We start from the raw sequence: 17246 nt of genomic DNA on the forward strand, positions 1-17246 counted from the left end.
CATATTGGATATGGATCAAATATTTGGCCTAGTCTAGGAATCTTCCAAAATATATTGAGATATGAGATGACGTACTCCTAGAATTCTTAAAATGAGGCCACCAAGAAAACCTAGATCACTAAAACTTTCTATCTACATTGACATCAGATATTAAGTATAAGAAGCACTAAATTCTCCTTTGCAAAAATCTAAAAGAGGATTAGCCCTGATAAGGCCTCAGCATGTATTTGACGTTGCAGGTGTTTAATAACAACTAATGTAAAGCCCTTTATAAGGCATGGTAATTCATTGTTGTTTGCCGACTCTTTCTCAATTACTTCTATCATTTAAAGTGAGGATATACATCGCGTTCAAATAAATCTTTAACTTTCTCTTTGTAGGATGACGGTTCTATCTTTTTAAGCTTATCTGTATAGTCTTTCTCTACACTGTAATCATCTTCACGTTCAGGCGGAGAATGAAGTTCACTTAACCAAGTTGCATGAATGGTTACACCTATATTCATTTGAGGATGGCTAAGTCTATAAAGAGGACCTTGATGCAAATCTTGAGCATCAAATATCCAAAATTCACAAAACTTTTTGTCTTCTCTATTCTCTGGCTCAGTATAGGAATGGTTTGTTGCAATCACTAGGCAAACAATATAGCCATTCGTTGGGCTAGGATCTGAAGAATGAAAATCACGAGGGACAAATTGCGGTGAATTAGCAAAAAAACCTCGTGGAAAAATGTATGAGTCTACAAGATCTAATTTAGGTTTTTTACATTGTATAGATTGTTTAATATGAAGTAAATTGGGCTGTTTTCCCTCATTGACAATATTTTTAAATAGATCTTGTATATTATCTGGTCGATCTTTATATAGTTCGAAATAGTATTCAGTCAAGGTATTAGGCCATGCACCCCAACAATTCCAGTAAATGTCAGTGATATTATCTGAACATTTTTCATGCCAAGTATATAGTGCTGTTGCCCATAACTTATCGTTATATTTATCATCTAAAAAATCTTTTTCAATCAGACGCTCTTTTATTCTAGTGGTATAGTTTTCAATATCAAGGATCCAAGTACCTATGCGACAGTTATCCATACCGCTTGGTCCAATTCCCGCGCGTTCTTGAAGTTTTTTACTTACGTCTTCATTACAGGTCTGGATAACAGTAGGGTCTTGAGGTCTATAACCGCAAAGAGCCTCATCAATTTTATGAATAAATTCAGCCGGATCATGAGCAGCTGTATGTGCTATATGCAGTATTATCTTGCCTTCGGGATTCTCATAATTAGTCACAAAATGCGCTGTTTCAGGTTCAATCCGAAAATGACGTGCATGAATTATCTGTCTAGCCTCAGAGGTTTTACCAAGTTTTTTATATATATTAGAAGGGGCTAAACTTTTCTCTTCTAAGCGATCAGGCCTATCAATGACGTAAATATCAGTGTATGACCTTTGCGGGTAATTTACGTACCTTAGTAAAAATCTAGTGAGACTTATTCCTGGGTTTCTAAAAAATTTTTCTCGAATGCTGGAGTCTAGCAAAGATCGCATCCAAAGAGTTCTGTAAGAAGGGTTGGGAAACTCTTGAATTTGTTTTGGAAACTCTTGAATTTGTTTTGGAAACTCTTGAACTTGCTTAAAAACCTCTTGAATTTTTTTTAATGGTACAAGGAAGTATGGTGGATTAAAAATACTAGGGATTACATCTGCAAGAACTAGCTTGAAGCTGGAATCTGACAAGATAATATAGTCTTTAGTAATACCCATTTGATGCAACGAATGAGGAATTTTTATAGAGCAACCATTGCTGTCCACTACCTCCCATTTATCTATATCTTGAATTTCTGCTCTTTTTCCATCCCAACGATAAAGATAAAGATGATTTTCGCCACCTATTCTAATAAAACTCAAGAAATTTATTGCATAGTGAATAATACAAGCAATAAATCTAGTAAGCGACCAGAAAATATACTGACTTGACTTAGAAAAAGATTTTTTTTCGAAATACTCAAAAACACCACGTTTAAAGTTAGGTAAAGTTCGCGGAATAGAAAGCATCGTTGGTAGTGATTTAGTGGCATTCACTACATAAACTATATCCTTATCAGGAGCATATACAGGATGGGCTACTGCTAGAGTAATAGGAAAGACTTGGGTCAGTAATGGAATCTCACGATTTGGTAAAATTTGTTGGACAACAGGCAAATTTTTAAGTATTTTATGTAAATTTTGAAAAACCCTGGATAATCGATTTATTTCAATTAGCGGTAACCAATCTTTGTTCAATCCAACTGGTCCTACTAGATCTAATGTGTAAGGGTTCACTTCATAAGGGCGGCCGGCATCCCACACCAATAAAAGTCTCTCTTTACCTGATTTGTCGTTAGGTTTCATGGGTAGTAAAGCTGTATTGAGGAGATTGCGACCCCCAAGTCTAAAAGATAGCCGCGTGATAACAGAGTCATAAAACTTAGATTCACGATATTCGACCCTAGACCATGGCAAAGTCCCTGAAGGATGCGTTTTTTTGCTATTTATATACCTAGGATCATAATTACCACCAGGCAAAAGAGCTTTATCAACATAATAATCAGGTGTTTTAATTAGTTTCGTTGATAGAAAAGCACCGCCTTTAGCTAGTTTTGTATCTTGTATATAATTATCAGAATTTTCATCAGAGCTATCATCTATTTGACCGGAATGATGGAAGTCTAATCTATAAATCATCCCATCTCCAAAAAACAGGTGTGTCCAACCATCAAAGGTTGGAACAACAATATTTTCTTGGCCCTTCGATTCTAGTGAACCTGCGGGACCAACTATAAATACATGCCCTTCTAAATCCTCTGGAAGTGAATCAGCTACCCAATTATTAGCATTTAGAAAATCTGATTGAGAGGCGTCTATCTCAGTCTTATCTTTGCGTTTCAGAATCTTGAGCCTAAGAGGCTCTTTATCAGAGCCTTGTCCATATTCTTCTCTATTAACCGAGAGCACCGCTTTGGGAAACAATCCCTCTTCTCTATCGGTAAATGAGTGATTGGAAGACGAAGCTGAGTTTTCCATATGACGAAGATAGTCTGACCGAAGAATTGAATACCTTCCACATTAAACCTAGTACAGGGTGTACTTTAAATTACATATAGAAAAATTAGGATCATTCTACTCGTTCATCATAGAATAAGCGCTACTCATCTTAGCTAGCTAGTTGTAAACCTGACTGCCAAGGCAAGGGCAACTGCTTCAAACTTAACCCTTCCTCAAAAATTTGCTGAACCGGATACATCTGACCATCCGTCGTCATAAACTGATGTTCCGCCGTCGCCTGAATCGTCGAACCATCCGCCAGGGTATACTCAAACACCTCTTGCTGACCCCGATGATGCCACTGAGCAATCGGTTGCGTATACAGATGCCCTCGCTCATTAATCGAAAACACCTGACACTCAATTTGCTCCTGCACCACCTGACCAATGGGCAGCCAACCATACTCCAAAGTCAATACAGGCGTGTCATAGCTCAGGCAATATTCCGCAAATAACAGCATTTGGTCGAAGAGGTTTTCCGAGACCTTCTTATCGACCCCTTTTTCAGCAGCGCCATCAATAAAGATCTCGCGATGCTTCTCCATCTCCGCCATCTTCTTTTTACCCATGGCTCGCCGCAGCAAATCGGCTTGTCCCAGGGAATATCCCGCCATATCCTGGGCAATCTTCATAATTTGCTCTTGATAGACCATAATTCCGTAAGTTTCTTCCAGAATCGGCTTAATCAGATCATGGGGATAGTCAATACTTTCGCGACCATGCTTACGGTTAATAAACTTGGGAATCAGCCCCGCATCCAACGGCCCCGGTCGATAGAGGGCCAGAATCGAAGAAATATCCTCAATATTGGAGGGCTTGAGGTCTTTCACCACCTGCCGCATCCCCGAGGACTCCAACTGGAAGACCCCTTCTAGTTCCCCTCGTGCTAGGAGCTGGAAGGCTTCTGGATCATCCATGGGCACTCGATCTACGTCTAGATCGAGCTGGCGATTTTGCTTCAGCAGATCCGTGGTTTTCTGGATCATTGTCAGGTTCTTGAGGCCCAAGAAGTCCATTTTCAGCAGACCCAAAGACTCTAGATCCTCCATAAAGTATTGGGTAATCACCGCCCCATCGTTATTGCGCTGCAAAGGCACAATCTGATCCAAGGGTTCCGAGGCAATCACCACTCCTGCCGCATGCACCCCAAAGGTTTTGTTAGTACCCTCAATCCGAATCGCCATATCTAGCCAGCGACGCACAATCGGATCTTTATCGTATTTTTCTTTAAACTCTGGGGCAGGTGTTTCATCGGAGATCATCACCTTGAGCTTTGTGGGTTTACCCCGAGCCACCGGAATCAGCTTTGCCATCCGATCCGCTTCCCCATAGGGAATATCCAGCACCCGAGCCACATCTTTGAGCACCGCTTTGGAGGTCATGCGGTTAAAGGTAATAATCTGAGCCACCCGGTCTTCGCCATATTTGCGGGTCACATAGTCAATCATGGCGTCCCGCTTTTCGATACAGAAATCCGTATCAATATCAGGCATAGACTTCCGTTCTGGATTGAGGAACCGCTCAAACAGGAGACCGTGATGAACTGGGTCGATATTGGTAATCCCTAAGGCATAGGCTACCAGGGAACCTGCCGCACTACCTCGCCCCGGCCCTACAGGAATATTATTGTCGCGGGCATATTTGATGTAATCCCACACCACTAAGAAATAGGTGGAAAAGCCCATCTGCTGTAGCATTTCCAGCTCATATTCCAGGCGCTCTTTATAGGTATCCGTGACTTCGGATCGTTCTTTGCAGTTGCAGCGCTCTAACAGGCCATCCCAGGTCACTTCTTCTAGGTAGGTTTCCGCTGTATAGCCGTCCGGTACTTCATAGTCAGGGCTTTGGGGGTCCCGAAAGATATCGTAGGCTTCGATCTTTTCGGCCACTTCTAGGGTGGTTGCGATCGCATCGGCAATCACGTCATCCGTCAGATGGTCCCGAAACATCAGGGCCATCTCATCCGCAGTTTTTAGATACTCCGTACCGCTATAGCGCAGACGCTTGTCTTCCGTAATCAGCTTGCCTGTCTGGATACAGAGCAACGCATCATGGGACTCCACGTCGTAGCAGGAGATAAAATGGGAGTCATTGGTGGCAATCACCTTAATATCAAGTTCCTGGGCAATCCGTACCAATTCCACGTTGACCACCCGATCTTCCTGGGAACCGTGGTCTTGAATTTCTAAGTAATAGTCATCTCCAAAAAGCTCTTTGTACCATTTGGCAATTCGCCGGGCGATATCCGGCTTCTCCTTCATAATCGCCTGAGGAATCTCCCCCCCTAAGCAGGCGCTGGTGACGATGAGTCCTTCGTGGTGCTCTTCTAGCAGATCTTTATTGATACAGGGTCGAGAGAAGATACCCCGCCCCTGGACCCCATGCAGGCTAGAAATTGTGGTGAGTTTAACTAGGTTCTGGTAGCCCTTCTTATTCTTCGCCAACACCACCTGGTGATACCGAGGTCGTCGCTCTTGCTTGGTGATATCGCCATTGATCACGTACATTTCATTGCCAACAATCGGCTTAATCCCCTGCTTCTTGCAGGTTTTGATCAAGCCAATGGCCCCATACATCACCCCATGATCCGTCAAGGCAATAGCGGGCATATTCAGTTCAACGGCTCGGGACACCAGATCCGGGAGCTGACTGGCTCCATCCAAGAGACTATAGTCGCTGTGAATATGCAACCCCACAAAAGACATTGGCCACATCCTTGCTAAACCTGGCTATAGGGTAACGGATTGCGATCGCAACGACTACAGTCTCAACCTTATTTGTGATTGCCCACTGCATAGGGATTTCCCGACCCCCTGCAGCAGCTAACTTAGAGTTGGGTAGAATAGAGTTTATACAAATAAATTAAGATTGCACTTTTATAAAAGCTAATCCATAGGGGTCAAGCCTCTGTTAAGATTTGTTTAACTGTCTTCTCCGTACCCCGATGTAGCATGAATCTGAAAGCTACAGTCTCACCGACCGATCTCGAACTGCCCATTTGGCTACAGGAATGTATGCTGGAGGTCGATGGTGCTGAAGACAAAGATGGCATCCCCGAACAAACTCTAATCTGTCGCGCCTTTAATTTTGGGTATCAACTCCATGAAGGCCAACGACGGGCCTCTGGAGAACCCTATATTGCCCACCCCGTGTCCGTTGCCGAGCTGCTCCGGGATTTAGGAGGTAGCGCAGCCATGATCGCCGCTGGCTTCCTCCATGATGTCGTCGAAGATACAGACGTCACCCCCGAAACCATCGAAGCGGAATTTGGTCTAGAAGTTCGCCAGCTCGTTGAAGGCGTCACCAAGCTTTCTAAATTTAATTTTTCTACCAAAACCGAGCGGGAAGCCGAAAACTTCCGCCGCATGTTCTTGGCCATGGCCCAAGATATTCGGGTAATTGTGGTCAAACTCGCCGATCGCCTCCACAATATGCGGACCTTAGAGCATCTCCCCCCGGTCAAACAGCGGCGTATTGCCCAGGAAACCCGAGATGTCTTTGCTCCTCTAGCCAACCGCCTCGGAATTTGGCGGTTCAAGTGGGAATTGGAAGATCTCGCCTTTAAGTATCTAGAACCCGATACCTATCGCCGCATGCAGCAGCTGGTTGCCGATAAGCGCACGGATCGGGAAGACCATATTGAGCAAGCGATCACCATTCTGCATGATCGCCTGGAACCCATTTGTTCGAAGCACCTGGAAATTTCTGGCCGCCCTAAACATCTGTTTAGCATTAGCCAAAAAATGGAGCGGCAACAGAAGGAATTTCATGAAATTTATGATGTCGCCGCCGTTCGGGTGATCGTTAAAACCAACGAAGAATGTTACCGCGCTTTAGCGGTGGTCCATGACTGTTTCCGTCCCATCCCCGGACGGTTCAAAGACTATATTGGCTTGCCCAAATCCAACCGCTACCAATCGCTTCATACCGTTGTCATTGGCCTAGGGGGGCGGCCTCTAGAAGTGCAAATTCGTACCGAAGCCATGCACCATATCGCCGAGTATGGAATTGCCGCCCACTGGAAATATAAAGAGTCTTCCAACCAGCCAGGGAAAGCCGCTTGGAGCCCGGACGACGAAAAATTTACTTGGCTGCGTCAACTGCTTGAGTGGCAAAGCGATCTCAAAGACGCTCAAGAATACTTAGACAACGTCAAAGACAATTTATTTGACAGCGAAGTCTATGTGTTTACCCCTAAAGGCGATCTAATCGATCTCACCCAAGGGGCCACACCCGTCGATTTCGCCTACCGCATTCATACAGAAGTCGGTAACCACTGCTTTGGGGCACGGGTCAATGGCCGCATGGTCACCCTCGACACGCCCCTGGATAATGGCGACATTGTCGAAATCATGACCCAAAACAGTGCCCATCCCAGTTTGGATTGGCTCAATTTTGCTGCTAGTAATGCGGCTCGCAACCGGATTCGGCAATGGTATAAACGCTCCCACCGAGAAGAAAATATCTTGCGCGGCCGCGAGATGCTGGAAAAAGCCCTGGGCAAAAAAGGCTTTGATGCCTTATTGAAATCAGAGCCCATGCAGATTGTTGCCAATCGATGCAATTACCAAACCCCTGACGATCTCCTAGCTGCCCTCGGCTACGGTGAAGTGACCCTCAATTCCGTCGCCAACCGGCTGCGAGAAACCATTCGGAGTCAGCAAGCCGAGGCCGAGCCTGCGACCTCAGACCTAACCGACGTTAATTTACCCACCCAAGCCAGCCCCAGGCCCCTCCCCAGCTCCGGGGACTCTCCCATTACCGGGGTTGAAGGGTTGGTCTACCATATGGCGGGTTGCTGTCATCCCGTGCCGGGTGAACCGATTATTGGAGCGGTCACCCTCAGTAACCGAGGGATTTCCATTCACCGCCAAGGCTGTAAGAATATCGGCAATATCCCAGGCGATCGGCTGATTCCCGTCAGTTGGAACCCGACCCACCCTTCCCAACAAAGTCGCCGCTATACCTACCCCATTGAAGTTCAAATTGAAGTCATCGATCGGGTCGGCATTCTCAAAGATATTTTGACCCGTTTAACCGACAGTAAAGTCAACGTCCATAATGCCCAAGTTAAAACCTTCCCAGGTCAGACTGCGGTGATCAATCTGGGACTAGACATCGAACATTGCAATCAATTAGACCAAATTTGCGCACAAATCCGAAAAATGAGTGATGTTCTCAAACTAAGGCGTCTCAGCCAGGTTGAAGACTGAAATACAGCCATGGACGCTTCCATAATCAATGAGGTGGCGAAATCAGCAGTGCCATGGGTTATGATGGAGCGAAAATCGTTAATTTTTACTAAACCTTTGCTGAGTCACCTCTCAAAGATTTTAGTAAGCATTAGTACTTAGCAAGACTATGCTAACCTACTGGAAACGTGGGTATAGCCCGTTGGAAATCGCTAAGGAATGTGGACCTGCACTCAGGTTCTATGGTCGGGGGGTTTATAAAAATGCAATTTATCACTCCTAATTTCGAGAAAATCTAAATGATTGGACAACCAGAATTCGTTGAAAACCCTGAGAATCGTTGCCCCGTTATTTTATTGGTGGATACTTCTAGCTCCATGAGCGGTGCGCCCATGGATGCGTTGAATAGTGGCCTAGATGCCTTCAAAGAAGCGGTCATTCAGGATGAACAAGCCGCCTTACGGGTGGACGTGGCAATTGTCAGTTTTGGACCAGTAGAACTCGTCCAAGATTTTGTCACCATTGATCAATTTGTGCCACTGCAGCTAGAGGCTCATGGCCTGACGCCCATGGGTGAAGCCCTCAGTTATGCCTTGGATTTGCTAGAAACTCGCAAAGCCACCTATCGCAACAATGGCATTCAATATTATCGGCCTTGGGTTTTCTTGATTACGGATGGTGCCCCCAATCCTGATTCTCCTTGGCAGCAAGCTGCTGAACGTCTGAAGAATGCTGAAGCTCAGCGGAAGTTGTCCTTTTTCGCCGTGGGTGTCCAGGGTGCAGATATGGCCATCTTGAACCAAATCACCCCTCCCGAGCGTCCCCCCCTCATGCTGAATGGGCTAGATTTCCGGTCCATGTTCCTCTGGTTGAGTGACTCGATGGTGCGCGTGTCTAGCAGCACCGTCGGCGGAGATATGGTTGCTTTACCCCCCGTCGGTTGGGGACAAATCGCCACTTAGACATTAGAGACGGAGACTTGTGAGGGGGCTGCAAACATTGATGTTTGTTGCCTCTCCAGCTTCCGCATCCTACCTATCGTTATTTTTCGCCCCCAAAAGGAGAGGTTGTGGCCTGGAGAGCAATCGTTCATTCTGCAATTGGAACTCGTCATCAACAGAAACAATTGCCTTGCCAAGATTATGGCAATTATCTGGTGCAAGCAGATACCATCATTGGTGCCGTTTCTGATGGTGCCGGCAGTGCCAAATTCTCAGATGTTGGGTCTAAGCTCGCCGTTAAAACAGCGTTGGCCATCCTGGAGAGCAGACAAGAAGACTGGTCAGCGGTTGACTTAGACACCATTCATGCTGAGGCTCCAAGTCTCTTCACTGAGATGGTTGAAGCGGTGGTTACGGCCTTGCGATCGCAAGCCGAGAGTGGTGAGTATCCTTTGCGAGAGCTAGGATGTACATTATTAGGCTTTATTTCCACTCCCCATTGGCTGGCCTGTATGCAGATTGGCGATGGCTTTATTGTCACCCAAGCCCAGCAAACAGCCCCCGAGTCCTCTGAAACTGAACCCGTACCGTCCTTTGACCTGCTCTTCGAGCCAGTTAAAGGCGAATACATTAACGAAACAGTGTTTGTCACTAGCGATAATGCGGTAGAGCATATGCAAATTGCTGTGCGTGCGGATCATCATCCCTTTGTCTGTGCGGCTACGGATGGCCTCGAGAAAGTCGCCATTCGATTTCAGGATTGGCAAGCATTTCCACCTTTCTTCAAGCCTTTCTTAGACTGTTTACGCTCGATTTCCGATCCTGAGGAACGCCAAACCTATTTAGAGATGTTTTTAGAATCAGATCGGTTAAATGCCAAGACGGACGACGACAAAACTTTACTGCTTTGTCTATTTAGGCCAGAGGCTGACGAATGACCGTTCTCAAATGCCAAGTTTCGGGTCGCACACTATCCCTGACGAAGCAGATCGCCAGTAGTGGGGAGGGTACGGTTTGGAAAACTAGCTATCGGGGTTTTCTCGCCAAGCTCTATCACGAACGCACACCGGAGCGGTTTCAAAAATTACGGGTGATGATTGCCCATCCGCCTCAAGATCCGACCCTAGGGCAAAATCATATTTCCCTGGCTTGGCCGAAAGATTTGCTGGAAAACCAGCAGGGCCAGCCCATGGGGTTCATCATGCCGGAAGTGGGGGAAAGCGTTAAGTTATCCACCATCTACAACCCCCGGCTTCGCAGTCGCAAAGCACCTCGATTTAACTGGTATTATCTCCATACCGCAGCCCTTAATATTGCATCCAGCATGAATGCGGTGCATAAAGAAGGGTATGTGGTTGGGGATGTCAAACCCCAAAATATCTTGGTCAATAACCAAGCCCTGATTTCGATTATTGATACGGATTCGTTTCAGGTCCAAGACCCACACACTCGGGAAGTGTTTCGGTGTTTGGTGGGTTCAGAAGGGTTTACCCCCTCCGAATTATTAGGCAAGGATTTAGCCTCCGTTGACCAGACCGAACTCCATGATCGGTTTCGATTAGGGGTAATTGTTTTTCTCCTCCTCTTCGGCGATCAGCCCTTCAAAGGGAAGTGGATTGGTCGAGGAGAGTCCCCCCAGCCCACCACTCTGATTGAAAAAGGATTCTGGCCCTACGCCCCCCAAAGCCTGATTCGTCCCGGTCCCAACACCATACCCCTGTCAATTTTGCACCCCCAGCTGCAGTCCTGCTTTCATCAGTGCTTTACCCAGGGCCATGGCCAATCCCATTTGCGCCCCTCTGCCAATCAATGGATGACCGCCCTGCAGAAAGCCATTGAGAACCTCAAGACTTGTAATTTGGAGTCCAACCACCATTACAGCCAAAGCTATGGCCATTGTTACTGGTGCGATCGCAACTCTCGCCTAGGGGTTGATATCTTCAGTCCTAATCCGGTGATTCCCAAGCCTGCCCCCAAACGTCGCCAGCAAAAAAAGAGGAAGAGTCCTTGGGCCACCCAGCCTCCCAGCCAAGCCAACCCGGCGTTAGCAGCAGCCTATGCCCAACGGATGCAGCAGCTCCAGAATATGCAAATTCCGAATTCTGGCATCACCCGCTCGATTCTGCAGATGCCCTTAGTCCAGCGGACGAGTTGGCCACCCTCCATTTCCAATTCAGTCCTAGGGCTGATTTTATGTGGCTTTAGTTTTTTGGGATTGGGGTTACTCTTGGCCCCAGAACTGAATCCTCAAACCTTTAGCTATTGGTCTAAATCCCTGGAACGCGCCGTCGATCAGTGGCTCGTCTCCAAGCTCGGCACCACCTTGTCAGGGCCACCTATCGCTCAGCTCCCCCCTCCCGGCCAAGCAACCACAGGTCAAAGCATTGCTGCCCCGGTAAACGGTCAAAAAGGCCATTGGGACACGATCACGACCTTATCGATTAGTCCAGATAGTGGCACCCTGGTCAGCGGTAGTCGAGACTTTACCCTCAAAATCTGGGATTTAAAGACGGGGCAATTGCTCAATACCTTATCGGAACATTATGAGCCCGTGGTCTCTAGCCATATTATTGACGATGGCCAGTCCCTGATTAGCAGCAGCATTAGCGGTAAAGTCTTGCAGTGGGACTTGACCACGGCCACCCTAAGTCGCAGCTTTGTCAATTACACTGCCATGCGCCCTGAAGGTGGGATTCGGGCCACCGTCATTGATCCCAAAAAACGCATTATGGCTAGTAGTGCCTGGGGCGGCTCCATTCTCCTCTATAACTTAGCGACAGATAAAGTCACCCGCATCCCCTCGCAATTAATGGCCTCTGAACAAACCATGGTGCTGAGTCCAGATGCGAAAAGTTTGGTGACCAGCAACAGTGACGGCCAAATTCAACAGTGGAATGTTCAGACGGGTAAATTAGTCAGACGCTTGCCCAATACCCAGGGGTGGCAGTCTTCTGAACTCACCAGTGCCATCGCCTTAAGTCCCCAAGGGAATACCCTAATTACGGGAAGTTGGGGCGGGAATCTTGGGTTATGGAATTTTCAAACCGGTAAGCTGATTAAAAACTTTAAGGCCCATGAGAAACGGGTGGCTTCGTTGGCCGTGAGTACCGACAACAAATTTCTAATCAGCGGTGGAGAGGACCAGACCATCAAGATTTGGAGCCTCAAAACCGGCCAGCTGATCCAAACCCTGACGGCTCACCAAGGCAGCATTTCGACCTTAGCCATTAGTCCCGATAACCGCTGGTTGGTGAGTGGGAGCAGCGATCGCAGTATCAAAGTCTGGAATTTAAAGACCGGAAAGCTTCTGCGCACCCTACTCAACTCTTAGCCCGGAGGGTGTCTGCCGACTATCTGCCCTGAAGATAATTGACGATGCCTTGGGCAATGGCTTCGGCCAACCGTTTGCGATGGGCTGCTGTTCTTAATTTTGCCGCATCAGTGCTGCCCGTTACAAACCCAAGTTCCACGAGAGCGGCGGGCATGGAGGATTTTCTTAAGACATAGAAGCGGGCTTGGCGAATGCCGCGATCGCCGACGGATACAGTCCGACGAATGCTGGTATGAATGGCGCGGGCCAAACGGTATCCCGTCACATAATAGTAGGTTTCTAAACCGTTGACTTCAGGACGGCTCAGGCTAATGGCATTGGCATGAATACTGACAAACACGTCGGCGCGAGCCCCTTCAGCTTTGGCCACTCGTGGCGGTAAGTCAACTTCGCGATCGCCCGTCCGTGTCAACACCGCATTAATCCCCCGCTTTCGCAGCAGGTTATGCACTTGCGTCGACACATCCAAGACGACTCGTTTCTCCTGGAGACCACCAATGCCCACGGCACCTGGATCCGCCCCCCCATGGCCCGGATCAATGACGACGACTTTTGCCCCGGATTTGACGGGTTTAGAAACGATGGGTCCCGGTGAAGAAATAGAAGGCTTGGGGATTTTGGGGGGCGGAACTCGCACGGCAATGGTTCGCCGAGACGACTTTTTAGCATCCTTGAGGGGGAAAAATTTAGGCAGTTGCACATACCAGCGATTCGGGGCAATCCCCCGCACCAGAACTCGCCGGGGGCTCAAGGTGTATTTTTTACTCAGCTCAACTACCACCCGCGTGGTCTTACGATTATGCTGAGCGACCCGCACTTCTCGAACATATTTGCTAATTTTGCGGCGGGCTTTGAGTTTACGGAAGGTGGTGTTGGGAAGGTCAATCACCAACCGGGTCGGGTTCATGACGACTTTTGCCCGCGGCTTCGTCGCTGAGTTCGTAATCAGGTCAATGCGACTTTGCTTAGAATTAAACTTCCAGTAGGTCAGTTGACCCGCTGATGCACTGTCTGCCCAGCAGAATAGACTCAAAGCGAGGGGCAATACCCAACCGGCTTTCCTTATCTTGCAATTCCACAGTCGTCTCTGAGCAGGCAAATCTTTAGTCTCGATTAGGTGGGGGGTCAATCCCTCTTGACTGGTCGGAGTGCGATCAAGTTTCCTGGGCAGATGTTTTGCCCAGAGAAAGATGATGCGTATCGCCCGCCATCATCATGGATCATTGCTGCAGACGCAAGTCTTATGAATCAATAGTGATAAAGATATGGGCTGAAATCCTTTGCTAGAAAGTAATAACACCTAATTTATTGTTTTCCTGACTGCTTTGCGTTTCTTAAATGTTTCGCCGGATGCTAAGTGTCTTCTACCCCTTGGGAGAGACGAATCGGTGCCAGGGGATAGTGATACCACTGGCGTTGAAAGCGTTCTGCAATCAGAGGACGCAGGATAAATTTAGGGGGCGTTCCGGCCTGGACATCAATCCGGAGCCCGGAATAGGGGCGATGTTTTTGAGACCCCTGTCCATGGCGGCTAATAAAGAGTTGCGATCGCGCCACGCATCGCTCGGATCCGCTATCCACCAACTCCCACAAGTCAGGGCCTTCGGGGCGTTGTCGCCGCAGACTAAATCCACTGCCGCCACACACCACACAATTGATATGGGAATCGGCATGGCCCGTATCGCCGGTTTTCAAAACCTCTAGACAGTGGGCATGGCCATTGAGGATCAAATCCACCAGGGGACGACCAGCCGTTTGCTCTCCCACGGCCTGCTGGACCTGATCTAAAACCTGGCGCAAATGACGGCGGATGGCCAGAGTTTGGCCCTGATACCATTTACTGGCCTCGGTGACATAGGGAGGGTGATGGAAAAATAAGACGCGTCCTCTCACCTCGGGGGTGGACCAGGACTCAATTAACCGCTGTTTTAGCCACACCAACTGTTCGATATCTAAGCGAAGGTCAGGGTCATCCGCCAATTGCTTATCAATATCTAAAATTTGCTCGTCTAATTGCTCAACTTTAGTATAGGTATCGCTGTCATCATCCTCTGAGCGAGACTCATACTGGCGCAACGCTGCTGCCAATGCCCGACTTCTGGCATTGATCAGGGCTTGGCGATCGGCTTTGAGTTGTCGTCGTCGCAATCGGCCCGTTTTATCTTTAGGAATGGGCAGTGGGGTATTTAAGGTATTCGAGTCCAGGGCAAAGAAATCAATCCCGCCCTGACGAAACTGATAGTAACGGTTGGGTAACCGCGTAAACACCCCAGGTTGATAGCGCAAGCAACGCTGGCCACGAAAATCAGCAGTGTAATGGGCCTCAATATGCTGGCGAAGCTCAGCCGTTGTCAACCGCTGGAGATAATCTAAAAACGCTTGGGCATAGGCATCCCCTTTATTGGACCCATGCCAGCCCAGATCGAGATCGAGCTGGCGCTGAAACAGATTACGGATCGGTAAAGTGGCCTGCGCAATCAGCCCCACACACCAGGGTAAATCATAGTAATCATGGTTGCCCGGTACGGCAAACAGAGGCACCTTAAAGACCATTTGATCGTAGGCAATCTGTTGAGGCCGCTCACCATTGACCAGCCACTCTCGATACGGGCGAATAAAATTATCAAAATATTGCTCCTTCGACCCCACCAGGTACACCACATCCCCCGTATGGAGCACAAAGTTGCTGCCCTGCCCATGGGCTAACAATTGCTCCATCACGCGTCGCTGAGGACTATCGCCACGATATTGTCCGGTGCCACTATCCCCAATCACCAAAAAGGAAAAATCGGGACTATCCGACCGGTCATCATCCACCACTAATCGGGTTTGATCAATCCCTCTAGCCTGTAGAACAGGATGCTGCCAACATACCCGCTCCTGCATTTTGGCAATTTTGACGGCGACGGCAGGATCCGCAATCAACTTCATGGAGGGCCTAATCTTCAGCAGAAAGCACAGCGCTATCTGCTTTGCTAAATAACCCCAGAAGCGGCCCCAGAATTGCGCCAAATACAAATCCACCGGCATGGGCCCAATAGGCAATTCCACCCGCTTCCATACCGACAGTGACGGGAGCGTCTAAACTGGCAACACCGTAAAAAGCTTGCTGCAAAAACCAAAATCCCAGGTAGAGAATCGCGGGAATTCTAAAGGTAGTCAGATAGATGCCCAAGGGGACTAGGGTTAGAATTCTGACTTGGGGGAAGCGAAAGATATAGGCCCCCATCACCCCTGCGATCGCACCGCTGGCTCCTAAGGATGGCACCACCGACAGGGGGTTGAAAAACCATTGGGTTAGAACTGCCAAAGCCCCGCAGGCTAAATAAAAGAGCAGAAACCGTATACGTCCCAGCTGCTCTTCCACGTTATTGCCAAAAATCCATAGGTAGAGCATATTGCCCGCCACATGCAAAAAACCGCCATGGAGAAATTGGGAGGTAATCAAGGTGCCCCACTCTCCGGCATCCACCGCAGAAAAGCCGCCAAAACTCGCAGTCAGTTCGATGGGAACCACCGCCCAATGCTGCATAAAGAGGCTGAGCTGTCCCGGAGACAAGCTCAACTCATAGCCAAAGATCAATACATTGAGAACAATCAGGCCATAGGTCACATAGGGCGTGATTTGAGTTGGATTTTCATCGCGAAGAGGAACCACTTGTACAACCTCGCTGGGGGGACTACTATGCAGCTTAGTTTATTTATCCCGTGAACGGGTGTGTTATCCCTGAGTCTTAGCAGGTTCAATGCGCAGCGTTATCAGAAACCCCATCAGAGCAATAAAGTAGAGTACTACGACAACCGCAAATCCAGCGACTGGGGGCGTACAGTCAGCTCCCTGCTTAAAGCCAAAGCAATCCCTGGGGCTCGCGAGCAGGACCAACCCCTGGCAAATCAGGCTCCCCCACAGCCAGATCTCGCGATACCTGAGCTGGCCATGGGGATGCTTAATTGCACAGACGATCAGGTAGAGGAGACCCACACCATATCCAGGCAGTACCAGCATGAAGAATGCGATCGCAACTGGAATGGTAAAGGCCAGCAGATTATGGATGATAAAGCTGCCGATTGCATATAGCCCAAACCAAAGGGCAAATGTCTTGATAGAGATGGTTGAAGACATCTTTCATATCCCACGGTGGCGATCTGCCCAACTGGATCAACAGCAGGCATAGCTCAATCATAGAAGCGGCTTAAGGAGATGCCAACTGTATCTCTACAGGACGAATCACCCATCGGGAAGCTGAGCTACCAACCGTGTTCACCTCAACCGTTCCCTCCACCCTGACGGTCTGCTGATCAAACTGGTCGGCTTCTGCAGGGGAGCGCAAAGATTGCTTATGGGTCGGAGGATAAAGGAAGACAGAGGTCCCATCGTTCAAAACTATCGTGGCTCGGATATGGGGAATGGGCGGTTGCTCGGGATTCCAGATGCCTGCGCTCGTGATATCTGGTATTTGTTTTTGGGCAACGTAGCGCCCTTGCAAGGTCACCGTTTGGCTCCCATATTTTTGCAGCGTTTTTTGATCCTGGATGAGAGGCATATGGTTAACGGTTGGGTCGTATTTTTGAGGCAGTTCACAAGCCATCAATGGATATCCTGACAGGGTCAACCCCAAAATTCCTAAGCTATACCCTACGACTTGTCCTAGTTGCGGCATTGAATTAGATGACTTGATTATCTTTCAGTTTAAAAATACC

At 48.1% G+C, this 17246-nt stretch carries 11 protein-coding genes; 4 read left to right on the forward strand and 7 right to left on the reverse strand.

Translation table 11 applies throughout. The features are described 5' to 3' along the window. Positions 1 to 322: 322 nt before the first annotated feature. Together AM1_RS11335 and AM1_RS11340 are read right to left on the reverse strand one after the other, a co-directional pair. Positions 323 to 3061, reverse strand: coding sequence for a carotenoid oxygenase family protein (locus AM1_RS11335; protein ID WP_012162979.1), 2739 nt, complete (start codon positions 3059 to 3061; stop codon positions 323 to 325). A gap of 130 nt (positions 3062 to 3191) precedes the next feature. Then, positions 3192 to 5786 carry a trans-splicing intein-formed DNA polymerase III subunit alpha N-terminal partner DnaE-N gene (locus AM1_RS11340; protein ID WP_012162980.1) on the reverse strand — a complete coding sequence of 865 codons (2595 nt, stop codon included), beginning with the start codon at positions 5784 to 5786 and terminating at the stop codon, positions 3192 to 3194. 246 nt (positions 5787 to 6032) lie between these two features. Between AM1_RS11340 and AM1_RS11345 the strand changes: the two genes are divergently transcribed. The 4 genes from AM1_RS11345 to AM1_RS11360 all read left to right on the forward strand — a co-directional run bounded on the left by AM1_RS11345 (position 6033) and on the right by AM1_RS11360 (position 12545). Further along, positions 6033 to 8294: a RelA/SpoT family protein gene (locus AM1_RS11345; protein WP_012162982.1), complete on the forward strand. Its 2262-nt coding sequence runs from the start codon at positions 6033 to 6035 to the stop codon at positions 8292 to 8294. A gap of 278 nt (positions 8295 to 8572) precedes the next feature. Continuing rightward, a complete protein-coding gene (locus tag AM1_RS11350; protein WP_010475730.1) occupies positions 8573 to 9235 on the forward strand; it encodes a vWA domain-containing protein in 663 nt (220 codons plus the stop codon). Positions 9236 to 9342: 107 nt separating this feature from the next. Further along, complete coding sequence (locus AM1_RS11355) at positions 9343 to 10152, forward strand: PP2C family serine/threonine-protein phosphatase (protein WP_012162983.1); 810 nt, start codon at positions 9343 to 9345, stop codon at positions 10150 to 10152. Beyond that, positions 10149 to 12545, forward strand: a complete 2397-nt coding sequence (locus AM1_RS11360; protein WP_012162984.1) for a protein kinase domain-containing protein — start codon at positions 10149 to 10151, stop codon at positions 12543 to 12545. Before AM1_RS11355 ends, AM1_RS11360 begins: the two co-directional genes overlap by 4 nt. A gap of 19 nt (positions 12546 to 12564) precedes the next feature. Here the strand turns inward: AM1_RS11360 and AM1_RS11365 are convergent, their stop codons facing one another. The 5 genes from AM1_RS11365 to AM1_RS11385 all read right to left on the reverse strand — a co-directional run bounded on the left by AM1_RS11365 (position 12565) and on the right by AM1_RS11385 (position 17206). After that, the gene (locus AM1_RS11365) at positions 12565 to 13644 is read right to left on the reverse strand and encodes an N-acetylmuramoyl-L-alanine amidase (protein ID WP_012162985.1); all 1080 of its coding nucleotides are present in this window, start codon (positions 13642 to 13644) and stop codon (positions 12565 to 12567) included. Positions 13645 to 13898: 254 nt separating this feature from the next. After that, positions 13899 to 15476 carry a metallophosphoesterase family protein gene (locus AM1_RS11370; protein WP_012162986.1) on the reverse strand — a complete coding sequence of 526 codons (1578 nt, stop codon included), beginning with the start codon at positions 15474 to 15476 and terminating at the stop codon, positions 13899 to 13901. Positions 15477 to 15483: 7 nt separating this feature from the next. Then, positions 15484 to 16203: a rhomboid family intramembrane serine protease gene (locus AM1_RS11375; protein WP_012162987.1), complete on the reverse strand. Its 720-nt coding sequence runs from the start codon at positions 16201 to 16203 to the stop codon at positions 15484 to 15486. Positions 16204 to 16266: 63 nt separating this feature from the next. Further along, entirely contained in the window at positions 16267 to 16668 is a 402-nt protein-coding gene (locus tag AM1_RS11380) for a hypothetical protein (RefSeq protein ID WP_041659695.1), read from the reverse strand. A gap of 70 nt (positions 16669 to 16738) precedes the next feature. Next, the gene (locus AM1_RS11385; RefSeq protein ID WP_012162991.1) at positions 16739 to 17206 is read right to left on the reverse strand and encodes a hypothetical protein; all 468 of its coding nucleotides are present in this window, start codon (positions 17204 to 17206) and stop codon (positions 16739 to 16741) included. Positions 17207 to 17246: the final 40 nt, after the last annotated feature.

It is taken from the genome of Acaryochloris marina MBIC11017, assembly GCF_000018105.1.
GTDB classification, from domain to species: domain Bacteria; phylum Cyanobacteriota; class Cyanobacteriia; order Thermosynechococcales; family Thermosynechococcaceae; genus Acaryochloris; species Acaryochloris marina.